The organism is Desulfovibrio sp. 3_1_syn3, from assembly GCF_000145315.2.
Lineage (GTDB): Bacteria > Desulfobacterota > Desulfovibrionia > Desulfovibrionales > Desulfovibrionaceae > Desulfovibrio > Desulfovibrio fairfieldensis.
Genome location: NZ_ADDR02000002.1, coordinates 278,899 through 302,238, shown reverse-complemented (window position 1 = coordinate 302,238; position 23,340 = coordinate 278,899). Strand labels below are relative to the sequence as shown.

The window sequence follows — 23,340 nt, the reverse complement described above, 5'->3', positions numbered from 1 at the left end:
AGACGGGGCAGTAAACGGCCAGAGCACTACCACTTGAATGCTCTAATGAATTTCCATACGCCTTACCTGCCCCGGCCTGGGCTCGCGCATGCCGAATTCCTCGGCCCGGCGGCGCAGTTCATAGGGGGAAAGCAGGCGTTCGCGTTCCACTTCCAGCTTGGCGCGCAGGGCACGGCGCTCACGCAGCTCGTTCTGCGCGATATTGATGAAATACGTGGTGTCCATGCGTTCGATATTGCTCCAGACCAGCACAAGGCCCATGACCATGCAGGCCAGAAGGCCCAGGGCCAGAGCCAGTAGCCAGCCCCGGCCACCCCGTTGCTGATTGAGTGGGGCGTTTTTCTTCAGCATCAAACTGCCGCCTCGGCGATTTTTTCCACGGCGCGCAGCTTGGCGCTGCCTGCGCGCGGGTTGACCGCGAGTTCTTCCGACCCGGCCTGCAGCGGTTTTTTATGCAGAATGCGCACTTCCGGCTGATGACGGCAGACGCAGACCGGTACGTGCCGGGGGCAACGGCAGCCCTCGGCCCAGTGGCGCATGGCCTGTTTGACCATGCGGTCCTCCAGGGAATGAAAGGTGATGACCGCCAGGCGACCGCCCACGGGCAGCCAGGCCAGAATCTGATCCAGAAAGCGCCGCAGTTCGCCCAGCTCATCATTGACGGCCATGCGCAAAGCCTGAAAAGTGCGGGTGGCCGGATGCCGCCGGGCCTTGGCCCGCCAGGCGGGCGGATAGGCTTTTTCCACCAGGGCGGCCAGCTCCGCCGTGCTGTCGATGGGCGCTTTCTGCCGGGCCTCCACAATGACCCTGGCGATGCGCCCGGCCTGCGGCTCCTCGCCCAGGGTGGCTATGCACTCCTTGAGCCGGGCGAAACTTTCACGGTTGACCCAGTGCCAGGCCGAGAGCTCGCCGGAATGCTGGTCCATGCGCATGTCCAGCGGGCCGTCGCCGTAAAAACTGAAACCGCGTTCGTTTTCATCCAATTGCAGGGAGGACACGCCGATATCCAGCAGCGCGCCGTCCACCTTGTCCCACTGCAATTCTTTCAGGGCTTCGGCGAACCGGCTGTAGCGGCAGTGGAAAAAATGCGCCCGCCCGCCGAACGGGGCCAGACGCGCACGGGCCAGATCCAGAGCCTGCTCGTCGCGGTCCAGGCCGCAGAGTTCGCTCCCGGGCGCGGCGGACAGCACGGCGGCGGCATGGCCGCCCATGCCCAGGGTGCCGTCCAGATAGCGACCGCCCGCGCGCGGGGCCAGAGCCTCCAGTGTTTCGGCGGGAAGCACCGGCACATGACGCGTCGACGCGCGCTCTTCCGTATCCTGCATGACCTGCGCCATAATTCCGCCCTCGCGGCTTACAAAGAAATATCCACGCCGCTGGCCGCCAGCTCTTCGGACACGTCCTCAAGCTGCAGAGCGTCAAAGCGGTTCTGATCCCAGATTTCAAACTTGCTGAGCATGCCCACCAGCATGACGTCCTTCTGCAGACCGGCTTCACGCATCAGAGACTGCGGAATGCGTACCCTGCCCTGCGGGTCCGGGGCCAGCTCCTGCGCCAGGCCCATGACCTTGGTTTTAAAGTGCGACAGCTTGGGCGAGGGGAAGCGGATACGGCTCAACTGTTCGGTGACGGCCTCCCAGTCGGCGGGCAGATAGGCCACCAGCCGACCGTAAAAAGAGGTCAGCCAGAAAGTGCCCTGTTCACCATCCGCCGCACCCGCGCAGAGCGCCTCGCGGTATTCCGGAGGCAGCATCAGCCGGCCTTTGGGGTCCAGGCTGCGGGAGAGGCTTTTGGTGAAGAGTTTTTGCACAATTTACCACTTTCTTACTTGTTTTTCCCACTTTTTCCCACTTATGCCCCAAGGCTCCGGGGGTGTCAAGCAAGCCCGCTTCAAACGTTCGGTACATACCGCGCCACATTGAAAAAATGTACAAAATCCATACAGGATGCAGAGATGGCCATTCCGCCGCGCGCCCTTGACAATACCCTGGAAAACCCGGATGATTTACTGCAAAAATGCGCCTTGGGCCTTTTGCGTCCATTTCAAAAGCCATTGCCGGGACGCCCGGGAAGGAACGCCATGAGAACAAAAATCGTCGCCACCATCGGTCCGGCTTCCAACAGTAAAGAAAAACTCAAAGCGCTGGCCGAGGCGGGCGTCAGCGTGTTCCGGCTTAATTTTTCCCACGGCGGCGCTTCGGACTTCGTCAACATCATCAAATACATCCGCGAGGTCGAAAAAGAGCTGGGGCGTCCCATCACCATCATGCAGGATCTTTCCGGCCCCAAGATCCGCTTGGGCGTGGTGCCGGAAAACACCATCCAGGTCAGCAAGGGCATGCGGCTGCTGCTGGGCCCCAGCGCCCGGCGCGTGGACGAACTGCCCTACCTGCCCTTTGACCACGACGTTATTCTGGAAAGCCTGGAGCCCGGCGACCGTATGGTGCTGGCCGACGGCGGCCTGCAGTTCATCGTGCGGGAGCGCCGCTCCGACGGACTGGTGCTGCTGGAGGCCGACAACGCCGGTCTGGTGACCTCGCGCAAGGGCCTGGCCCTGCCCGGCAAGGCCACCAAGGTGCGCGCCCTCACCGGCAAGGACAAAAAAGACCTGGCTGACGGCCTGCAACTGGGTGTGGACGCTGTGGCCATCTCCTACGTGCAGACCGCCGACGACGTGCGCGAAGCCAAATCGCTCATCGCGGCCGCCGGACGCCATGTGCCCGTGGTGGTCAAGCTGGAACGCCAGAGCGCGGTGGACAACCTGGACGAAATCCTTCAGGAGACGGATATTGTCATGGTGGCGCGCGGCGATCTGGGCGTGGAATGTCCCCTGCCCCAGCTCCCCGCCCTGCAGAAGCGGATCATCAGCGCCTGCAACAAGGCCTCTAAGCCGGTCATCGTGGCCACGCAGATGCTGCTTTCCATGGTCAACAGCCCCGCGCCCACCCGCGCCGAAACCACGGACGTCGCCAATGCCGTACTGGACGGCGCCGATTGCGTGATGCTTTCCGAAGAAACGGCCATGGGCAACTTCCCGGTGGAAACCGTGCGCTATATGCGCAAGATCACCAATGAGGCCGAAAAGCTGTTGCTGGACAACCGCAAACTGGAAGAACCGGACGCCGACAAGGGCATCCCCGAATTTCTGGCCTTTTCAGCCTGCCTGCTGGCCGACAAGGCTCATGCCCAGGCCATTGTCTCGCACAGTCTTTCCGGCGGTTCGGCCCGCCAGGTTTCCGCGCGCAGGCCGCCGCAGCGCATTTACGCCCTGACGCCCGACCCGGTGACCATCAAGGCCCTCAATTTCGTCTGGGGCATCACTCCCGTGTTCGTGGACAATCCGGAAGTGGAGCCCAGCCACCTGATCCGGGCCGAGGAATTCATTCATAATTGCCCGGACTTCAAGGCCGACGACTGCGCGGTGATCACCGCCGGTCAGCTCAAGGGGTCCTCGTCCACGCCGCGCGGCACCAATCTCGTCAAAATCTACTGGAAATAACCATGGCTGAGCAGCAAAGCCGGCAGGCCCGCGAGATTCCTCAGAACATCAATGAGGAATACTATCAGATCAGCACCGAGATTCTGGCGAGTTTCCCCAAATACCGCCCGCCGGTGGATCTGTTCAGTTTTCGTGAGGATATCAAGGTCCTGGCCCCCTATTCCAAGAAGGGCGTACGCTTGAGCAACGAGCAGGTGGAGGAAGTGGCCCGGCTCTGCGCCGCGGGCGATCTTTTCGTGTCGCGCTCCGACCACCCCATCTATTCCCGCCACATCGTCAAACAACTTGACCTTGTGCTCCAGGACAACAACCTCAAGGAATCCGAAATCGCGGATATCTGTATCCGCGCGCTGGCCATACGCTATACGGATTTCAGCGACCAGCCGGTCAAGGCGGTGTTTGAGCCGCTGTACCGCGACATTATGGTGGTCACCGAATATCTCTGGCAGGACAGGCACCACGTCAACGCCTTTGTGCGCCGCCTCTTCCGCCGCCACCAGCCCGCCCGCCACGCCATCAATACCATGTCCGTGGGGCTCTGGCTCTGGCTGCAGATTGTTTCGGATTTCCGCCGCAAGGATCTGGACCGCATGGCCCTGGCCCTTCTGCTGCACGACGTGGGCATGAGCAAGGTGCCGGCTTTTCTGCTCAATAAACAGGGTCCCCTGAAACCCGAAGAGCGGGAAAAAGTGATTCTGCACCCCCTGGTGGGCGTAAAGCTGATGCAGAAAATGGACCTGACCTTTGAAGAACTGTTGCGGGCCTGCTTTGAGCACCACGAGCGCCTGGACGGCTCCGGCTATCCGCAAAAGCTCAAAGGCCCCCAGATCAGCAGGGTGGGCCGGATCACGGCCATTGCCGACTCCTTCTCGGCCATGATCTGCGAAAAGCCGTATGGCCAGGCCAAAGAACCGCTGGAAGCCGCGAAGGAGCTGGCGGCGGCCCAGCAGCACTATGACCCGGAACTGACCAATTCGCTCATGTCGGCCTTTGCCACCGAGGGGTTCGGCCAATTCGTGGATATGGACAAGAACGCGGACGAGCCCTTATAGGGCATTTCAAAGTTGAAATGCTCTAACGAGGCCGCGAGAACAGCCTCGCGCTACGATGCCGTAAGCGCAATTTATTTGCGCTGTTGCCTTCTCCCGTTAGCGAATCTTCGAGCTTTACGGACGAGGACAGCATAGCTGAGCGGCGGAGTAAGCGTATCTTTAATTGGGGAATGTGCGGCATTTCAAAGCTAATCTGCTCTGGAACCGTCACACAGTATATTGCCGCGGCCCGTTCGCCGCAAACGAGCCTGCGGGGCCGACGGACAAAGCAGTGCCGGGCGAGAGATCCTGCCACACGCTGTCGACAGGCGGCAAACTCAAAAACAGAATGCTCCGGGATGTGGTCTGACCCCTGTCAAGTAGACAGGTAAAAATCCCCCAGGGCAACGATTACGCGGCCAGCTTTTCTCGGTACTCTACCGGGGAAAGCTGGCCGAGCCTTTTCTGAAACCGTTCCTTGTTGTAGAAGAGGATATATGCTTCTACCAAGGCAATAGTTTCATCCTTGGGTAACGGTTGGTTGTCTGTAAATAATTCTGTTTTGAGATGAGAGAAGAATGACTCCGCACAGGCGTTATCCAGGCAGTTCCCCTTACGGGAATGGCTGCCAAGAATCTGCAAACTGCCAAGCCGTTCCTGATATGTCTTGTGGGTGTACTGAAAGCCCTGATCAGAGTGCAGCACGGCTCCAGGCATGGCCGGAAGTCTAGACAGTGTGGCAAGCACCAGTTCAAGGTCATTTCTGGCTGAGAGGCTGTATGCGATAATCTCGTTGTTGTGCAAATCCTGCACTGCCGACAAGTAAATAAAACCGGAGCTTGTCGGCAGATAGGTGATATCTGTCGCAAGTTTTTTACCGGGAACATCGCTTTTGAAGTCACGGCCAAGGAGGTTCGGAAACACAATACTGCCCGATTTGCCAACGTAACGGCGTTTTTTACGGATAACCGATTGAATGCCAAGTTTTTGCATCAAGCGATGAACTCGCTTATGTTTTACGATAAGCCCTTCACGATGCAAAGTTGTCGTTATACGACGATATCCGTAGAAGGGGCGTAATGAGTGATTCGCTTTAATGTACTCCACGATATCTTCATTGTTGTCTTGCTTGGGTACACTCTTCTTCCATTTATAATATCCAGACCTGGATAATCCCAAATAAGACAGCAAAATTGACAACGAATGCCGCGTTTGCAATTCATCAATTATTCTGAAATGCTGCCACTTTTGTCTGCTCCCCATTCGTGCCCGAATCGGGAGCGATATAACTTTTTTAAGTAATCACGTTCCGCCTTCACATAGGACAACTCTTCTTCAACAGATGCGAATTGAGTGCGAGGTCTCCCTCTGCGAGAACCCGTTGCCTTGCCGCGTCCATCTTCGAGAGATTCGCCTCGCTGAAATTTGGTTACCCATTCACGGAGTATTTTCTTGTCTTTCAGGCCAAGCTCATCCGCCAACTGCTGATAGCTTCGCCCTCCTTCAAGGTAGCGCCGTACAGCTTCTTCCTTGAAGGAGGGCAAATAAGTCGTCTTCTTTCCGTTTGCCATGCAAGCCCCCATCAGGGTTCTAAAGTTTGAGCCTAGAGGGGCTTTTTTACTTTGTCTACCTTGATGGGGGCATATCAGATGCCTGCCTGACGGTGGGCATCCTTGTTTTCGGGTTCGCGCATCCCGCGTGTCCGCCCGGCCTTCCGATCCTCAAATCCCCATGGGTCTGTCGACACTATAAAATTTTTGTTCGCTCGCAAGGAAGATAAGCCCGCTTTGCGGGAGTGTACTCTTTTGGTGCTCGCTTCCCGTTGCGACGCAGGAGCTTTAGCCATACAGCTCACAAGTTCGCCTACGGCTAAGGCAAGGCCTTCGGACAACGGCTGCCGCGCGCAGCGAGCGGGCAAAAAGGCATAGTATCAACAGGCTCATGACAATCATCGGCAACATCTTTCAGGAGCACTGATGGACCTCATGGAACTGACCCTGTGGAACGCCTCCCGCGCCAATGTCGACGCCAGCGGTGCGGGAGCCAAGATCCCCTGGGATGAACCGGACTTCAGCCGCAGAATGCTCGAACAGCATCTGAACCAGGAACACGATTGGGCCAGCAGACGCGGCCCGATTATTGCCGCGCATGCGGCCTGGATTGCGGAACAATTGTCCGTTCCTTCCCGGATACTGGATATGGGTTGCGGTCCGGGCCTGTATACCCAGGCCCTGGCCGAACGGGGACATCAGTGCGTCGGCGTGGACTTTTCGCCCGCCTCCATAGAATACGCCCGGCAACGGAGCGCGGACTGTGATCCAAAGCCGGAATATATTCTCGGGGATATCCGCAACTACAGAAGCAATCAAAAATTTGACTGCATCATCATGACCTTTGGCGAGTTCAACGCCTTTATCAGAAAGGATGCCGCACTCCTGCTTGAGCATTGCGCTGAAATGCTGACTGAAAACGGCCTGTTCATACTGGAAGCCCACATCTATGACGCGGTTCGCGCCATAGATGAAGCCCCGGCCACATGGCAGCGTCACGCAACGGGCCTGTTTTCCGCCGGACCACATCTCTGTCTGCGGGAAAACAGCTGGAACGCTGCTGAAGCAAGTGCGCTTTCGCGCTATTTCATTATTGACGCAGCCGACACAGCAGTACGGCAATACGTTTCTTTCATGCAGGCCTACCGACTTGAAAGCTATACGAAAATGCTCTCGTCGGCGGCCCTGCCCTTACAGCGGATTCTCAGCGAAAAGGTCTGGAGTTCCGGACAGGATTTCTATAATAAGCTGCAAACATTCATCTGCCGGAAAATCTGAACCCGCGTATCCGCAACAATGAGAGTCGCTGATGATCGAACCACAAACCTGGGTGGCCGACGCACTGGCCCGCATGAAAAAAGCCTTCGGCCCGCGCCTTGCGCATCTGGGGCTGCAGGGCAGCTACCGCCGGGGAGAGGCCACCGAAACAAGCGACATTGATCTTGTCGTGCTGCTGGACACAGTGGAACCGGTCGATCTTGATATCTACCGGAGCATCGTGCACGCCTTGCCCGAGGGGCATAAGGCCTGCGGTTTTTGCAGCGGAACCGAGGAATTTTTCCACTGGCCGCGACATGAGCTTTTGCCTTTCAGCATGGACACGGACGATTATTACGGCAGGCTGAAGGATTTCCTTCCGCCCTTGTCACAGGAGGACGCGCGGGCAGGGGCCAAAATCGGCGCATCCGCTCTCCTACACCTACTCACGCACAGCTATCTCTACGCGGAGCCGGAAGCCAGAACCGCTATTCTGAAAGACGCCTACAAGGCCGCCTTTTTCGTCATGCAGGTCGTGTACTACCTTGCCTCGGGACAATACTGCCGCAGTAAAAAAGAGCTGCTCGCCTGTCTGGACGGCGCGGAAAAGGAAATTCTCCAGGCCGGGTTGGATGTCCCGGCCTGGCTGGCCGCCCATACGGAAACACAGGCTTTTGCCCTGCTTCGCGGCTGGTGCGGCGGAGTTCTGACCGGAAATGAAAGCGTGTGAAATGCCCACGCTACCACAAACGGCCACGGAGCAGGGGACATACGTGGTATATATATCCCCGGCCCGTGACCGTCTGTTGACCCGGCCCAAATGGAGCACCAACCCGATGGCCTATCCGGGCGTTATGGGCGTGTCAGTCTGTCGGGTGCTTGTCAAACAGCCTCTAGAGAAATAACTCCGGCTCCCGGCGGGCGGTACACCTGCTTTCCAGCATGGCCCGGATCTTCGCCACATTGGGATCATCAAAATATTTGGCCTCCACCGGGCAGAATTTGACACAGGCGCAACAGCGGATGCAGCCCGCCGCCACCTGATGGGGATCATCCTCGCTGATGACGCCCATGGGGCAGCCCTGAACGCAGATCATGCATTGGGTACAGGCATCCGTGGTTTTGGGTCGGATATCCGTTGCCGGACCGCGCTCCTTGTAAGGCCGGTTGCCCTTGACGGACACGGGCGCGGGATTGCCAGCCGCGATTTTGGCGGAGGCGCGCCGGGCGAAATCCGCCAGCACGCGCTTGTCTTCGGCATCGGGACGACCCGCGCCCACGCCGGGGGCCAGGGAATGCTCGGCGATAAAGGCTCCGGCCGCCGCCACCGTACAGCCCCGCCGCGTGAGCAGATCCACGGCTTCCAGCAGGGCATCGTCATAATCCCGGTTGCCGTACACGGCCGCCACGACCGCCGTCGCACCGTTACCGCGCACACGGGCCAGGGGCGCTTCCAGAAGTTGCGGCACGCGCCCCGCATAGACCGGAAAAGCGAAGACCAGCACATCGCCGGGCGCGCAGCCCAGGCTTTCTTCCCGCTCGGGCGGGAAGGTCAGGTCCCGGATTTTCTGCTCCCCTCCCAATGAGACGGCCAGGCCGTCCGCCAGGGTCCGGGCGATCTCCCGGCTGCTGTGGGTGGGGCTGAAAAAAAGCGTGTGAATAGTCCTGTTCATGCTGCCTCCTGCGGCTGAAGCGGGGATGGGGGGGGAAGAATGGCCGAAACGCCGCCCCGCTCCCGCCCGTAAAACGCAAACGGGCCGGAAAATCCGGCCCGCTGTTCAGTTTTGTTCAGGCATACGCCGCGCGGCGTTGCCCTGGCGAGTATCCGCAACTACCAGCGGTAATTTTTATCCTGCTGATGTCCCACAATGCCGCCGGCCAGCGCGCCCACACCGGCGCCGGCCAACGCGCCCCAACCGGCGGCTCCGCCGGAAATGGCCGCGATGCCCGCACCGCCCAGCGCGCCCAGGGCCGCGCCGCTGGCGACGCCCTGCTGGGTGCGGCTCATATTTGTGCAGCCGATGCCGGTGGCGAACATCATGGCCATCAGACCCACAATCAAAACTTTTTTCATAACTTTTCTCCTGAAAAAGGCTGACGCGAACGTCAGTTACAGGCGGCTACTTCGCGGCGGCAACGCGCGGCGCGATAAGTTCATTCCAGATAACGCTCAACACAGGCCGGTCAAGGCTCTTGGGATTGGCCGCGTACCATGCGTCCACCATCTTGATGATCTCAGTGCGGTTGACGTCCCTGAAGGCCTTCATCCAGCCCTTTTCAAAGGGCGACAGCGTATACACGGGACGTTTGCCTGCCTTGGCGGACTTTTCCGTCATCTTGGCGTTGACGAAATATTCCACGGTAATGGCCGACTCCACGCCAAACAGAAAAGCGGCCTTGTTGGACTCGGTGGTTTTTTCCCAGACAGCGCCGGTGAACTGGTCCACCGGATTGCCGGTCATGCCCGCGGCAGCATTATTTTCGGCCGCCTGCACGTTGACGCAGGCCAAGGCAAGAACCAGAGCCAGCCCAAGGCTCAGAATTGATTTTTTCACGCGAAGCTCCTTTTATGTTGCGATCGTCGGCGGCCTTGGGGCCGCCCCTGCTCTCCGGCTGCCTGCGGCCGCTGGGGGAGCATCCTGCTATCCCATTGTAGATTTCAGTATAGCCTCAACGGCCAGGCCATATCAAGAGATTTCCAGTGCCGGAGGCTCAGGCCCCCACGGCATTGCCGATCATTTCCCGGAAACGGCTGAAAAGATAATTGCCGTCGCGCGGGCCCGCCGCCGCCTCGGGATGGTACTGCAGGCTCATGACCGGCAGCGTCTTGTGGCGCAGGCCTTCCAGGGTGTGGTCATTGAGATTGACGTGGGTGGCTTCCACATCGGGCACGCCGTCCAGCACCACATGGAAACCGTGGTTCTGGGAGGAGATTTCAATGCGGCCGGTGGTCAGATCCTTGACAGGATGGTTGCAGCCGTGGTGCCCGAACTTGAGTTTGTCCGTGGTGCCGCCCAGGGCATGGCCGATGAGCTGATGGCCCAGGCAGATGCCCGTGACCGGAAAGATCTTGATCAGATCCCGCACCACGGCGATTTCGTCGGTCAGCGAGGCCGGGTCGCCGGGGCCGTTGGAGAGAAAGACCGCCCGCGCGCCGCTGGCCTTGGCCGCCTGCGCGCTGAAGGTGGGCGGCACGGCCAGGGGTTCGAAGCCCGCCTCGCACAGATGCCGCAGGATGTTCCACTTGATGCCGAAATCATAGACCAGCAGGGGCAGGCCCGTGCCTCGCCAGGCATACGCGCCGTCAGGGCCGAACACAGCCTCCCGGGGCGCGTTGTCGTACCAAGCGTAGGGCTTTTGGGCCGCCACAAAGGGCACCAGGTTGCGGCCTTTCATGGCGGGCAGGGCCAGGGCCTTTTCCCGCAGGGCCCGCGGATCGAACTCGCGGGTGGAGATAACCCCGCGCATGGCCCCGTTGATGCGCAGATGGCGGGTCAGGGCGCGGGTGTCCAGCCCCTCCATGCCCGGCTTCTCATAGCGCTTCAGAAAAGCGGGCAGAGACATGGTGGCCCGCCAGTTGGAGGGCTTTTTGCAGCACTCCTTGACCAGCAAGGCCCCGGCGTGCACTGCGGCGGACTCCATATCCTCGCGGGCGATGCCGTAGTTGCCGATGAGCGGATAGGTCATGCAGACCATCTGCCCGTAATAGGAAGGGTCGGTGAGCACTTCCTGATAGCCGGTCATGCCCGTGGTAAAAATCACTTCCCCGCCGGTTTCAAAATCGCCGGTAAAGGATTTGCCTTCCAGCGTGAACCCGTCTTCCAGCACCAGCAATGCTTTCATAACTTACCCCCGCGCTTCCCGCGCGTAGTATTCCTGCAGGCTTTCCACATGGGTTTCGTCCCGCCGCGAGCCGATGGCCGTGGCCGTGGCCCGGGCCGCCGCGATGGTGGTGCAGTACGGCACCTTGTAGGTCAGGGCCGCGCGCCGGATGGCCTTGGAATCCCTGGCCGTGTGCTTGCCCGAGGCCGTGTTGATGACCAGGTCCACCTCATGGTTGATGAGCAGGTCCACGATATTGGGCCGCCCTTCATAGACCTTGCGCACTTCCTCCACCTCAAGGCCATGCTCGCGCAGCACATTTGCCGTGCCCTGCGTGGCCAGCAGCCGGAAGCCCAGCTTGGCGAACATGGCCGCCACTTCGGGCAGGAAGGGTTTGTCGCGGTCGTTGACCGAGAGGAAGATCTTGCCGCCCTGCGGCAACACCTGGCCCGCGCCCAGCTGGCTTTTGAGAAAAGCATCGCCGAAGTTGGAACCCATGCCCATGACTTCGCCGGTGGAGTGCATTTCCGGTCCCAGGATAATGTCCACGCCGGGGAAGCGCTGGAAGGGCATGACCGCCTCTTTCACGCAGGTGAAACCGCCCTTGCGCATGCTCCAGGGGTCCAGTTCGTCCAGGCTCTTGCCCAGCATGACCTGGGTTGCCAGATACGGCAGGGGCACGCCCGTGGCCTTGGAGACAAAAGGCGCGGTGCGCGAGGCGCGCGGATTGACTTCCAGAATATAGATGTCGTCGCCCTTGATGGCGAACTGGATGTTCATCAGACCCACGACCCTGAGTTCGCGGGCCAGGGCTTCGGCCTGGGCCGCGATGAGCGCCACATGGTCGTAGGAGAGCGAGAAGGAAGGCAGCACGCAGGCCGAGTCGCCGGAATGGATGCCCGCTTCCTCGATATGTTCCATGATCCCGGCCACATAAACTTCCCGGCCGTCGGAAAGGGCGTCCACGTCCACTTCCACGGCGTGTTCCAGGAATTTGTCGATGAGGATGGGATGTTCCGGCTTTTCCGGCACCTGTTCGCGGAAGTAATCGGCCAGTTCGGCGGCATCGTAGACCACGGCCATGGCCCGGCCGCCCAGCACGTAGCTGGGCCGCACCACCACGGGATAGGTGATGCGCTCGGCCACTTCCAGGGCTTCCTCCAGGTCCATGGCCGTGCCGTTGGGCGGCTGCAAAAGCCCCAGTTTCTGAATCAGGGCCTGGAAGCGCTCGCGGTCCTCGGCGCGGTCAATGGCGTCGGGCGAGGTGCCCAGAATGGGCACGCCCGCGCGCATCAGGGGCACGGCCAGGTTCAGCGGGGTCTGGCCGCCGAACTGGACAATGACGCCTTCGGGCTTTTCCTTTTCCACGATGTTCATGACATCCTCGAAGGTCAGGGGCTCGAAGTAGAGCCGGTCCGAAGTGTCATAGTCCGTGGACACGGTTTCCGGGTTGGAGTTGGCCATGATAGCCATGATCCCGGCATCGCGCAGGGCGAAGGAGGCATGGCAGCAGCAGTAGTCGAACTCGATGCCCTGGCCGATGCGGTTGGGCCCGCCGCCCAGAATGAGCACCTTGCGGCAATCCTTGACCGCCAGCTCGTCGCCGGTTTCGTAGGTGGAGTAAAAATAGGGGGTGTAGGCCTCGAATTCCGCGGCGCAGGTGTCCACCAGATAATAGGTGGGCACGATGCCCATTTCCTTGCGCAGACGGCGGATATCGCCTTCGGGCCGCTTCCACATTTCGGAAAGCTGCCGGTCGGAGAAGCCGTATTCCTTGGCTTCGCGCAGCACCACGGCCAGATCGGCATTGGCCGGGGTCATGTCATTGGCCAGGCCGAAATCGCGGATATGGGCCTCCATGTCCACGATGTCCTTGACCTGACGGATAAACCAGGGATCAATGGCCGAAGCCGCGAAGATCTCCTCCTCGCTGATCCCGGCCACCAGGGCCTGGCGCAGGGTGAAGGCGCGGCGCGAATTGGGCCGGTGCAGGGCCTCCAGAATGGCTTCGCGCGAAGGCAGCTCGGCGCGGAAGTTGTAGCCCAGGCCCGGCGCGCCGATTTCCATGGAGCGCAGACCTTTTTGCAGGGCTTCCTTGAACGTGCGGCCGATGCTCATGGCCTCGCCCACGCTCTTCATGGAGGTGGTCAGCTCATCCTTGGCGCCGGGGAATTTCTCAAAGGTGAAGCGCGGGATCTTGACCACGCAGTAGTCGATGGCCGGTTCGAAGCTGGCCACGGTCTCGCGGGTGATGTCGTTGCGCAACTCGTCAAGGGTATAGCCCACGGCCAGTTTGGCCGCGATCTTGGCGATGGGGAAGCCCGTGGCCTTGGAGGCCAGGGCCGAGGAACGCGACACGCGCGGGTTCATTTCAATGACCACAATGTCGCCGTTTGCCGGATCGACGCCGAACTGCACGTTGCTGCCGCCGGTTTCGACGCCGATCTCACGCATGATGGCGATGGAAGCGTCGCGGATCTTCTGGTATTCCATGTCGGACAAGGTCTGAACCGGGGCCACGGTGATGGAGTCGCCGGTGTGCACGCCCATGGGGTCGAAGTTCTCGATGGAGCAGATGATCACGCAGTTGTCCTTCTGGTCGCGCATGACCTCCATCTCGATTTCCTTCCAGCCCAGCACGCTCTGCTCGATCATGACCTCCGAGGTGGGGCTGGCGGAAAGGCCGCGCGCGGCCACCTCCTCCAGATCCTCCAGATTGTAGGCCACGCCGCCGCCCGTACCGCCCAGGGTAAAGGCCGGGCGCACAATGAGCGGGAAGGGCAGCACATTGCCCAGACGGCGCACGTCGTCCAGATTGCGGGCAATGCCGCTGGCGGGCATTTTCAGGCCGATGTTTTCCATGGCCTCGCGGAAGAGTTCGCGGCTTTCGGCCTTTTCAATGACCTCGGCGCGCGCGCCGATGAGCTCCACCCCGCATTCCGACAAAACGCCGCTCTTGGCAAGTCCAAGAGCGGCGTTCAATGCCGTCTGGCCGCCCAGGGTGGGCAGAAGGGCGTCCGGCCGTTCCTTGCGGATGATGGCCGCCAGAGTGTCCTGTTCAATGGGCTCCACGTAGGTGGCGTCGGCCATCTGCGGATCGGTCATGATGGTTGCCGGATTGGAGTTGACCAGCACCACCTCATAGCCTTCTTCCTTGAGGGCCTTGACGGCCTGGGAACCGGAGTAGTCGAACTCGCAGCCCTGGCCGATGATGATGGGACCCGCGCCGATAACCAGAATTTTGTGTAAATCCGTACGCTTGGGCATGGGGTATTCCTGCGGATTTTAGGAGAGTCAGAAATAATGACAAAGTGCAGCCGTACCGTTGTGGCTCAAAACGATTATTTCTACGTTACGCCTGGCCTGTCAGTCAAGAATTTTCCTCCGGACGCCAGGACCGGGTCAGCCTCGACGCGCCGATCCCAGGGCCAGCGCCGTCTGACGGGCGGCTTCCGCCAGATCTTCCGGCGTATGATCGCTGCGCAGCGTGACCCGCAGCCGGGCGCGCCCCCTGGCCACCGAAGGATAGCGGATGGCCGAAAGAAAATATCCGGCCTCAAAGAGCCGCTCCGCCGCGTTCAGGGCCACGCCCTCGTCGCCCACGAGCAGGGGCACGATGGCGCTTGAGGAATGCGCGTCCATGCCCCGCTCCTTCAGACTGGCGCAGAAAAAGGCCGTATTGTCCCGCAGACGCCGCACGCGCTCAGGCTCCCGGCAGAGGACATCCAGGGCCGCGAGGGCGGCGGCCACGGGCGCGGCCGACAGCGCGGTGGAAAAAATGAAACTGCGCGCGCTGTTTTTCAGATATTCGATGAGCCGCGCCTGGCCGCAGACAAAACCGCCCTCGCTGCCCAGGGCCTTGCTCAAGGTCCCGATGGTCACGTCCGGCGCGGCGGCAAGGCCGAAATGTTCCGCCGTGCCGCGCCCCGTGGCCCCAAGAACGCCGGTGGCGTGCGCCTCGTCGAGCATGGAAAGGAAGCCGTAGCGGTCCGCGATGCGCAACAGTTCCGGCAAGGGAACCACATCCCCGTCCATGCTGAACACCGCGTCGCTGACGATCAGGCCCCGGCGGCCCGCATAACGGCGGGCCTTGGCCTCCAGATCCGCCATGTCATTGTGGCGGTAGACCACGATCTCCGCCCGGCTCTGGCGGCAGCCGTCAATAATGCTGGCATGGTTCAGCTCGTCGCTGAAAATCACGTCGCCCCGGCCGCAGAGGGCCGTGATCACGCCCACATTGGCCATGTAGCCGGTATTGAACAGCAGCGCGGCCTCCGCATGCTTGAACGCCGCCAGGCGTCGCTCCAGCTCGCTGTGCAGTTCCAGGCCGCCCGTGGTCAGGCGGGAGCCGCCCGTGCCCGCGCCCCAGGCCACGAGCGCTTCGGCGGCCCCGGCTTTGACCCGCGCGTCATCGGCCAGGCCCAGATAGTCGTTGGAGGCCAGCAGAAGCAGCTCCCGGCCTTCACAGCGCACGCGCGGACCGGGGGCCGAAGCCATGTCCCGGATATGACGGCGCAGGCCGTTTGCGCGCAGGCGCTCCAGGCGTTCGTCCAGAAAAGCCCACTTGTCCGCCCTGCCCGCCTTATCCGTCATGTTCTCCGCATCATCCGGCGGACCGGAAACAGCCGCAACCGCGGAATCGCCCGCGCGAAAAACGGGCGCGTCCGGAAGGCTTTCCACCAGCACCGGCCGCCGCTCGATGAAGTCCAGCGTGGCGGCGAGCCGCTCCCTGGGACCCCGGTACAGGAAAATGCGTCCGCCCTCCGGCGAGCCGGGTTCCTTCATCCTGGCGATGCGCACATAGCCCAGCTCGCGCGAGGCCACATAGCCGGTCACATAATCCGGATCGTCCGAAATGCAGATCTCGGCAAGAATATGGGGCGCATGCGCCACCTTGGTGGCCAGCACCAGGGCTTCCTGATAGTGATTTTTTCCCGACGTGCCGGAAGGCGCGGAAAAAGATGCCGCGTCGGCCCTGTCCATATAGGTGGCGCGGACGCCGCGCGCCCTGTCCGGCTCCAGCCGCTCCAGGCTGTCGGCATCCAGCAGCATGGCCCCGCGCAGGCCGCCCGCCGCGCGCATCAGGGCCAGCACGGCTTCCGGCGCGGGCACGCCCGCCTGCCGCAGCAGTCCGGCCGCCAGACGCAGCCCGGAGGCGGCGTCCGCGCAGTCCAGCGCGCGCACGGGCAGGGCCGACAGGCGCAGGCAGGCGGATTCCGGCACGGCCTCCACCTTGATGTTGATGAAATCGGGGTTTCCCTTGCCGTGGCGCTGGGCGCGGGTCACCAGATCATGGGTTAGCGCGGGCACGCCTTGCGCCCCGACAATGCGCTCCGCCCCGGAAATATGCTCTTCCTCACCCCGAACCTTTCGGCTGGCGCGCATTTTCACGCTGAACAACTGCATGCCGTATCCTGTCCTTGATTCTCATGGCCGCCCGTATCCGGCGCGGCCTGCCCAGCATGCCAGACTTGCCCCGCGCGGTCGAGAGGCCCGGCAAAAGGCCGGACGCAAGCCGGCGCGCAGGGCCTTCAGATATGGCTCACGCGCTCAGGGCTCCCTTCATCCGCATGACATTCCTGCGCGGCGGATTGCCGAACAGGCGCTTGTATTCCCTGATGAATTGCGTAGGGCTTTCGTAGCCCACGGCAAAAGCGGCCTGCGTCACATCGTGCCCGCCGGACAGCATGAGGCGCTGGGCTTCGCTGAGGCGCAGGCGCTTTTGGTACTGCAACGGGCTCAATGTGGTGATCTGCTTGAAATATTTGTGAAAGGTCGATGGAGCCATATTGGTTTGCCCGGCCAGCTTTTCCACCCGCAACGGCTCTTTGTAATTCTCTTTCAGCCAGGATATGGCCCGCGAAATCTGGTTGCCCTGTGAGCCCAGGGTATTGAGGCTGCGCAGAATGCCGCCGAACGGACCCGCAAGCAACCGATAGTGGATTTCATCCAGCAGGAGGTTTTCCATGACAGGAATGTGCTCCGGCGTTTCCGTCAGTTCGAGCAGACGCAAAAACGCATCCAGCAAGCCGGGACCGACAGCCTGCACCGCCGCCCCCCTGGGCGCGGCGTCGCCGGGGGACGGCGGCGGCACCCTGGCCGCAAGGTTCGCAATACGGGCGGCGTCCAGATTCAGCGACATGGACAGGTACGGCTTTTCCTCGCTGGCCTCCATGACGCAACTGGTGACCGGCATGTCCACCCCGGCCACAAAGCAGACATTTTCGCCGTAATGGTACTCATCCCCGCCGATTCTTACCAGCTTCCGGCCCTGGGCCACCACAATGATCACCGGCTGATAAAAGTTGGGCCAGGGATCGGCGCTGCTTGTATTGCAATGCAGCACGAAACCTTTGACCGCTGTGGGATAATTTCCCGCCCCCGGCGCCCCGCCAAGCAGTTTCGCCCTGAGCACGGCCCAGTTCCTGTCCGCATCCACACGTCTGTTTTCCGCCATACAACGCCTCCTTCCTGATCCGTTCTCTCCTCCGCCGCCGTTTCTCGCCGCAACATTTTCCAGGAGAATCAGGCAGATGTGAAAAACTCCGCGCACATGTCTTTTCAGGGACAGCCATATATATTCGTATAATTATCCGGATCACGGATCAAGTGTTTTTCATTCAGCTATAGAGAAACAGGCAGAAAACAGAGAGGAATGTCTCTATCTCCCGGGCCGGGGCGCAGCTATAAGAGCATGCAGCATTTGAAATGCTCGTTTGCGACGGGCAAAGCCCGTCTACTCGCATTTCGCGGCAAGGATTTGTCTGCGAATCCTTGCGGAGCGGCTCACGCATGAAATGCGTCAACCGCTCTGGCGCATCCCATGAAACGCCGTTCGCATCGCGGACATAACCCTGAACACAGGAGAAAACAGATCATGAAAAAAAGACGGCTGGGAAAAAGCGGCCTGGAAGTATCGGCCATCGGCATGGGCTGCATGGGCTTCAGCCACGGCTACGGCGCTGTGCCCTCCGAAGGGGAATCCATCAGGCTTATGCGCAAAGCCTATGACGAATACGGCTGCACCCTGTTCGACACAGCCGAAGTGTATGCGACCTATGCCAATGAAGAGCTGGTGGGCAAGGCGCTGAAGCCCATTCGGGATAACGTGATCCTGACGACAAAGTTCATGCCCGTTTTCCTGCCCGGCCAGGAAATTCCGGAGGGAAAACTCAGCCGGAAAGGACTCAGGAACGCGCTTGAATCCTCTCTGAAACGCCTGCAAACCGAGTATATCGATCTCTACTACGAGCACCGGGTCCCCGAGGACAGCGATCCCGCGGAAGTCGCCTTCTGGATGGGCGAACTCATTCAGGAGGGCAAAATCAGGGCCTGGGGGCAATCCGAACCGACGGCGGAACAGATCCGCATTGCGCACGCCGTAACGCCCCTGGCCGCCGTGCAGAATGAATATTCCCTCATGCAGCGGCGGCCCGAAAAAGAGGTGCTGGCGACCTGCCAGGAACTCGGCATCGGTTTTGAAGCCTACTCTCCCATGGGCGGCGGTTTTCTCAGCGGCAAATACGACAAGGATACGAAGTTTACGGGCGATGACGTGCGGCGCGTCATCACACGATACAGCAGGGAAAACATGGAAGCCAACCAGTCGCTTCTTGACCTGCTGCGGTCCTATGCCGCGGAGAAGCGGGCCACGCCCGCGCAACTCGCCCTGGCCTGGCTGCTGCACAAAAAAGACTTTATCGTGCCCATTCCCGGTATGCGCAAGGACGAACGCCTGGCGGAAAACTTCGGCGCGACGGACGTTGCCCTGTTGCCTGAAGAGCTTGCCGAGATCGACAAGGCCCTGGGCAAGATCGCCATACACGGCGACAGAAAAGACAGCGACATCGTCAAACTGGGTACGGTTCAATCCGTTATTCTCGAATAGCGATGCAACTCTCCGTACAGGAGAGATGATCGGAACATGCACGAAACCGGGCAGAGAATAAACCGGGCGACCTACAGCCCGACGCAAAAAAAACGGGCCGGACGCGCGTCATATCGCGTCCGGCCTGGAAAACAGCTCACGCCCGAAGGCGGAGATACGGCTTTAGAACTTGGGGAAGAGTTTGGCGTCCACCGGCTTCAGGCCCTTGAGCAGAGCCTTGGCGCTGTCCAGGGAGCTGCCGAGCACCGTGGTCACGGCAAATTCCTTGCCGTTGGAGCCGAACCAGGACATGCCCTTGCCGGCCCCCTGGCTGAACGAACTCTCATACAGGCCGTTCTTTTCCACCGGATCGCTGGGCGACATGCCGCCGTTCTTCATATTGGCCACGGTCTGGGTGGCCGCGTCCTTGGCGGACATGCCGTTGGCCACCACCGTGATGGTCACGGCGCTGCCGTCCTTGCCGCTGACGAACAGGGCCATCAAAGCGCCGTTGCCTTCCTGCACGGGCTGGGGCTGGGTCCAGTCAGCGGGCAGGTCAATGCTGAAATATTTGGTTTTCACTTCCGCGGCCTGAGCCGGGGCGGCCAGAGCGACGGCCAGCACGGCGGCCGCGACCAGCAGGGAAATCCTGCCGAAAAACTGCAACATGAAAGTCTCCTTTTACAGAAAAAACAAAAGATTATGACGCGTGACAACGTCCGGCCAGACCTAATACCATCTCTCCCCGCTGGCAAGTAAAAAATCACGGACGACAGGGCCGCCCCGTAACGCCTCCCCGCAGTTCCCGCGCCCGGTGCCGGGACTTGCGCCCCGGTCTTTTTTGGGCAATACTACTCCCCCGAATCCACAAGGGGGCTCTAGCATGCAAGACGTCAAAAAAGTCGTGCTCGCCTATTCCGGCGGGCTGGATACATCCGTTATTCTCAAATGGCTCATTGAAACCTACCATTGCGAGGTCATCACCTGCACCGCCGACCTGGGCCAGCCCGAGGATCTTTCCGGCGTGGAGGAAAAAGCGCTGAAAACCGGCGCTTCCAAAGCCTATGTGGTTGACCTGCGCGAAGAAATGGCCCGCGACTTCGTCTTCCCCATGATGCGCGGCGCGGCCCGCTACGAAAACCGCTACATGCTGGGCACCTCTATCGCGCGCCCCTGCATCACCAAGGCCCTTATCGACATCGCCCGCAAGGAAGGCGCCGACGCCATCGCGCACGGTGCCACGGGCAAGGGCAATGATCAGGTGCGCTTCGAATTTTCCGCCAAGGCCCTGGCCCCGGAAATCCGGGTCATCGCGCCCTGGCGCGAGTGGGATCTCATGTCCCGCACGGCCCTGACCGCCTTTGCCGAAAAGCACGGCATCTTCATTTCCAAAGAGGCCAAGCGCTACAGCATGGACGCCAACATGCTGCACACTTCGTTTGAGGGCAGCGAACTGGAAAATCCCGGCAACGCGCCGCACGAAATCTGCCACGACCGCTGCGTGCCCGTGGAACAGGCCCCCAACGAACCTGAAATTATCGAAGTGGGCTTTGAGGCGGGCAACCCCGTTTCCGTCAACGGCCGGAAGCTGTCGCCGTACACCATTATCAAAACCCTGGCAGAACTGGCGGGCAAGCACGGCATCGGCCGCGACGACATGGTGGAAAACCGCTATGTGGGCATGAAGTGCCGCGGCGTGTACGAAAATCCGGCGGGCACCCTGCTCTTCGCGCTGCACCGCGACCTGGAAGGCATCTGCATGGACCGCGAACTGCTCGGCATCCGCGACATGCTGGCCGTGCCCTATTCCCACGCCGTATACAACGGCTACTGGTTCTCGCCCGAGCGCGAAGCCATGCAGGCCTTTTTCGACAAGTCGCAGGAGACGGTCACCGGCACCGTGCGCGCCAAGCTCTACAAGGGCGGCGTGTGGCCCCTGGCCCGTACCTCTCCCTACTCGCTCTTCTCCGAGGATCTGGCCACGTTCGAAGGCGGCGACTACGACCACAAGGACGCGGCGGGCTTCATCCGCCTCAACGGCCTGCGCCTGGGCATGTACGCGGCCATCAGAAACAAGATGGCGAAATAGAGCATTCCAACTTTGAAATGCAACGCGTTTCAAAGATAATCCGGTCCAGTCCCGTGCCGGCACGACCGCAAGGCCCCGCTCCCGCTTCGGCACGGGCGGGGCTTTTTTATAACGGAAGCGCTGAGTAATGGTCTTTTTGCCCTCTGCCCGCGCCCGGCTCGCTCCGTGCGAAGGTCGAATATATTTGAATATACTCCCTTCGCCCGGAGTTTCCCGTCCTTGGCAGAGAACAAAAATCTTCATTAATCAGCGCTTCCAGCAATGAGGAACGCACGATGAAAACCAATCAGAGTTGGGGAGGCCGTTTCGCCGAAGGCCCCAAAGAGGCCGTGGCCCGCTATACGGATTCCCAGACCTACGACCGGGCGCTCTACGCCCAGGATATCCGCGCTTCCCGGGCTCACGCCCGCATGCTGGGCCGCCAGGGCGTGATCACCCCGGAAGAGGCGCAAATTCTGGCGGACGGCCTGGACAGGGTGCGCGCCGAGATCGAGTCAGGCGGCTTTGTCTGGAAGCCGGAACTGGAAGACGTGCACATGAACATCGAGGCCCGGCTCACCGAACTGACCGGCGATGTGGGCAAAAAGCTGCACACCGGCCGCAGCCGCAATGATCAGGTGGGTCTGAGTTTCCGCCTTTTCGTAGCCGACAGGCTGGACATCTGGCGGCAGCGCGCCGCCGCGCTCTGTGCCGTGCTGGTCAAACGCGCCGCCGAGCATCAGGGGGACATCCTGCCCGGCTGCACGCATCTGCAGCCCGCCCAGCCCGTGAGCCTGGCCCAGCATCTGCTGGCCTATGCCTGGATGTTCCGGCGCGACGCCCTGCGCCTGACCGACACGCTCAAGCGGGTGCGCATCTCGCCCCTGGGCGCGGCGGCCCTGGCCGGCACCACCTACCCCCTGGACCCGCAGAGCGTGGCCGACGAGGTGGGCTTTGCGGAAATTTACGGCAATTCCATGGACGCCGTATCCGACCGGGATTTCGTACTGGAAGCCCTGTTCGACGGCTCCGCCGCCATGATGCACCTTTCCCGCCTCTGCGAGGAAATCATCCTCTGGGCCAATCCGGCCTTCGGCTTCGTGAAGCTGCCCGACGGCTACGCCACGGGCTCCTCCATCATGCCGCAGAAAAAAAATCCGGACGTGGCCGAACTGATGCGCGGCAAGACCGGCCGGGTCTACGGCGCGCTCACGGGCCTGCTCACGGTCATGAAAGGCCTGCCCCTGGCCTATAACCGCGACATGCAGGAAGACAAGGAAGGCTTCCTGGACGCGGACCGCACGGTGGAATCCTCCCTGCGGCTCATGGCCGGGATGCTGGAGGAACTGACCTTTCGCACGGACCGCATGCGCGAAGCCTGCAAGGCGGGCTTTCTCAACGCCACGGAACTGGCCGACTATCTGGTGGGCAGGGGCCTGCCCTTCCGCGAGGCGCATCATGTCACCGGCCAGGCCGTGGCCGCCGCCGAACGCGAAGGCAAGGGCCTGGAAGACCTCACCCTGCCCGAATTACAGGCCCTGGAGCCGCGCATCGACAGCGACGTCTACGCGGTGCTGGATTACGCGGCGGCCGTGCGCCGCCGGGAAACGCCGGGCGGCACGGGTCCTCGCTCCGTGGCGCGTCAGCTGGAACAGCTTGAACTGTGGCTTGCCGAGCAGGAGCAACGATGAGCACGACCGGCTCCGACAAGGCCACGGGTTGGAAAATTCCGTTACTGTTCTGCGCCACGGTGATTCTGATCGTGAGCGTTGTCGCTCTCTGGCGGTATCTGAGCCGCCCGGAGATTCCGACTCTGGAACCGGGCCTGCTGGAACAGGCCCGGGCCCTGCATATCGACCTTGAGGCCGACGCCTGGGGCCGATCTTTCAAAAATCTGCTCGTGGACAGCGCCGCCGGCTTTGCCGGGCACGCCCAGAAAGACGCCAAGGTGGAACTGCTGGCAAGGGAAGCCATGGGATCGGGCCGTTTCGACGGCGCTTGCGCGGCCTCGGCACTTGTTTATAATGATTACAAACGCGACGGCCTGCTGGCGGATATGGTACGCCGCGCGGCCAATGACTGCGCCGACCTGCCCTGGGGCGCCTTTGCCGCCAAAAAGATGAACGGCGCGGGCGTGCGGGTCGACGCCCACGTTCTGCTCAACACTCGCTGGCGCGAATGTGCCGGTCGGACGGCGGACCGCTAGGAGTTATAGCACATAACGCATACGCGCGACCTGCCAACCA

The 23,340-nt window shown here is 61.2% G+C and carries 21 protein-coding genes; 8 read left to right on the top strand and 13 right to left on the bottom strand.

Going from position 1 to position 23,340, the window contains the following annotated elements; genetic code table 11:
• Window positions 1–42: 42 nt before the first annotated feature.
• From HMPREF0326_RS12600 to HMPREF0326_RS12590, 3 genes are read right to left on the bottom strand one after another with little or no spacing between them, the layout of a single operon-like run.
• Complete coding sequence (locus tag HMPREF0326_RS12600) at window positions 43–351, bottom strand: hypothetical protein (protein ID WP_009301482.1); 309 nt, start codon at window positions 349–351, stop codon at window positions 43–45.
• Entirely contained in the window at window positions 351–1,337 is a 987-nt protein-coding gene (gene rsmH / locus HMPREF0326_RS12595; protein ID WP_008684849.1) for a 16S rRNA (cytosine(1402)-N(4))-methyltransferase RsmH, read from the bottom strand. Before rsmH ends, HMPREF0326_RS12600 begins: the two co-directional genes overlap by 1 nt.
• Window positions 1,338–1,354: 17 nt before the next feature.
• Window positions 1,355–1,753, bottom strand: coding sequence for a division/cell wall cluster transcriptional repressor MraZ (locus HMPREF0326_RS12590; RefSeq protein WP_332248507.1), 399 nt, complete (start codon window positions 1,751–1,753; stop codon window positions 1,355–1,357).
• A 327-nt stretch (window positions 1,754–2,080) separates the two neighbouring features.
• Between HMPREF0326_RS12590 and pyk the strand changes: the two genes are divergently transcribed.
• Together pyk and HMPREF0326_RS12580 are read left to right on the top strand one after the other, a co-directional pair.
• Window positions 2,081–3,499, top strand: coding sequence for a pyruvate kinase (gene pyk / locus HMPREF0326_RS12585; RefSeq protein WP_008684852.1), 1,419 nt, complete (start codon window positions 2,081–2,083; stop codon window positions 3,497–3,499).
• 2 nt (window positions 3,500–3,501) lie between these two features.
• Window positions 3,502–4,551 (top strand): HD-GYP domain-containing protein, encoded by a 1,050-nt coding sequence (locus HMPREF0326_RS12580; protein ID WP_008684854.1) that lies wholly within the window; start codon window positions 3,502–3,504, stop codon window positions 4,549–4,551.
• 390 nt (window positions 4,552–4,941) lie between these two features.
• On the opposite strand, the gene HMPREF0326_RS12575 is transcribed toward HMPREF0326_RS12580, so the two are convergent.
• A complete protein-coding gene (locus HMPREF0326_RS12575) occupies window positions 4,942–5,793 on the bottom strand; it encodes an IS3 family transposase (RefSeq protein WP_035073572.1) in 852 nt (283 codons plus the stop codon).
• The gene (locus tag HMPREF0326_RS17625) at window positions 5,757–6,101 is read right to left on the bottom strand and encodes a transposase (RefSeq protein WP_198012626.1); all 345 of its coding nucleotides are present in this window, start codon (window positions 6,099–6,101) and stop codon (window positions 5,757–5,759) included. The genes HMPREF0326_RS12575 and HMPREF0326_RS17625 overlap by 37 nt, the downstream gene beginning before the upstream one ends.
• 405 nt (window positions 6,102–6,506) lie before the next feature.
• On the opposite strand from HMPREF0326_RS17625, the gene HMPREF0326_RS12570 reads away from it, so the two are divergent.
• Together HMPREF0326_RS12570 and HMPREF0326_RS12565 are read left to right on the top strand one after the other, a co-directional pair.
• Complete coding sequence (locus HMPREF0326_RS12570; RefSeq protein WP_008684857.1) at window positions 6,507–7,358, top strand: class I SAM-dependent methyltransferase; 852 nt, start codon at window positions 6,507–6,509, stop codon at window positions 7,356–7,358.
• A gap of 31 nt (window positions 7,359–7,389) precedes the next feature.
• Window positions 7,390–8,067 (top strand): nucleotidyltransferase family protein, encoded by a 678-nt coding sequence (locus HMPREF0326_RS12565; RefSeq protein WP_008684859.1) that lies wholly within the window; start codon window positions 7,390–7,392, stop codon window positions 8,065–8,067.
• Between the two features lie 163 nt (window positions 8,068–8,230).
• Here the strand turns inward: HMPREF0326_RS12565 and HMPREF0326_RS12560 are convergent, their stop codons facing one another.
• From HMPREF0326_RS12560 to HMPREF0326_RS12530, 7 genes are all read right to left on the bottom strand, one after another.
• Entirely contained in the window at window positions 8,231–9,010 is a 780-nt protein-coding gene (locus tag HMPREF0326_RS12560; RefSeq protein WP_008684863.1) for a 4Fe-4S dicluster domain-containing protein, read from the bottom strand.
• Between the two features lie 158 nt (window positions 9,011–9,168).
• Window positions 9,169–9,411 (bottom strand): glycine zipper domain-containing protein, encoded by a 243-nt coding sequence (locus HMPREF0326_RS12555; RefSeq protein ID WP_020990587.1) that lies wholly within the window; start codon window positions 9,409–9,411, stop codon window positions 9,169–9,171.
• Between the two features lie 46 nt (window positions 9,412–9,457).
• Entirely contained in the window at window positions 9,458–9,892 is a 435-nt protein-coding gene (locus HMPREF0326_RS12550; protein ID WP_008684865.1) for a hypothetical protein, read from the bottom strand.
• Window positions 9,893–10,049: 157 nt separating this feature from the next.
• Complete coding sequence (carA, locus tag HMPREF0326_RS12545; RefSeq protein WP_008684867.1) at window positions 10,050–11,180, bottom strand: glutamine-hydrolyzing carbamoyl-phosphate synthase small subunit; 1,131 nt, start codon at window positions 11,178–11,180, stop codon at window positions 10,050–10,052.
• Between the two features lie 3 nt (window positions 11,181–11,183).
• The gene (gene carB / locus HMPREF0326_RS12540; protein ID WP_008684869.1) at window positions 11,184–14,426 is read right to left on the bottom strand and encodes a carbamoyl-phosphate synthase large subunit; all 3,243 of its coding nucleotides are present in this window, start codon (window positions 14,424–14,426) and stop codon (window positions 11,184–11,186) included.
• Between the two features lie 135 nt (window positions 14,427–14,561).
• Window positions 14,562–16,565: an 8-amino-7-oxononanoate synthase gene (bioF, locus tag HMPREF0326_RS12535; protein WP_020990586.1), complete on the bottom strand. Its 2,004-nt coding sequence runs from the start codon at window positions 16,563–16,565 to the stop codon at window positions 14,562–14,564.
• 136 nt (window positions 16,566–16,701) lie between these two features.
• The gene (locus HMPREF0326_RS12530) at window positions 16,702–17,616 is read right to left on the bottom strand and encodes an AraC family transcriptional regulator (protein WP_020990585.1); all 915 of its coding nucleotides are present in this window, start codon (window positions 17,614–17,616) and stop codon (window positions 16,702–16,704) included.
• A 420-nt stretch (window positions 17,617–18,036) separates the two neighbouring features.
• On the opposite strand from HMPREF0326_RS12530, the gene HMPREF0326_RS12525 reads away from it, so the two are divergent.
• Window positions 18,037–19,047: an aldo/keto reductase gene (locus HMPREF0326_RS12525; RefSeq protein WP_008684877.1), complete on the top strand. Its 1,011-nt coding sequence runs from the start codon at window positions 18,037–18,039 to the stop codon at window positions 19,045–19,047.
• Between the two features lie 162 nt (window positions 19,048–19,209).
• Here HMPREF0326_RS12525 and HMPREF0326_RS12520 read toward each other — a convergent pair whose 3' ends face one another.
• Window positions 19,210–19,695 (bottom strand): hypothetical protein, encoded by a 486-nt coding sequence (locus tag HMPREF0326_RS12520; protein ID WP_009302372.1) that lies wholly within the window; start codon window positions 19,693–19,695, stop codon window positions 19,210–19,212.
• A 214-nt stretch (window positions 19,696–19,909) separates the two neighbouring features.
• On the opposite strand from HMPREF0326_RS12520, the gene HMPREF0326_RS12515 reads away from it, so the two are divergent.
• From HMPREF0326_RS12515 to HMPREF0326_RS12505, 3 genes are all read left to right on the top strand, one after another.
• Window positions 19,910–21,115, top strand: coding sequence for an argininosuccinate synthase (locus HMPREF0326_RS12515; protein WP_008684880.1), 1,206 nt, complete (start codon window positions 19,910–19,912; stop codon window positions 21,113–21,115).
• 275 nt (window positions 21,116–21,390) lie between these two features.
• Window positions 21,391–22,785 carry an argininosuccinate lyase gene (gene argH / locus HMPREF0326_RS12510; protein WP_008684881.1) on the top strand — a complete coding sequence of 465 codons (1,395 nt, stop codon included), beginning with the start codon at window positions 21,391–21,393 and terminating at the stop codon, window positions 22,783–22,785.
• Window positions 22,782–23,300 (top strand): hypothetical protein, encoded by a 519-nt coding sequence (locus HMPREF0326_RS12505; RefSeq protein WP_008684883.1) that lies wholly within the window; start codon window positions 22,782–22,784, stop codon window positions 23,298–23,300. Before argH ends, HMPREF0326_RS12505 begins: the two co-directional genes overlap by 4 nt.
• Window positions 23,301–23,340 lie beyond the last annotated feature (40 nt).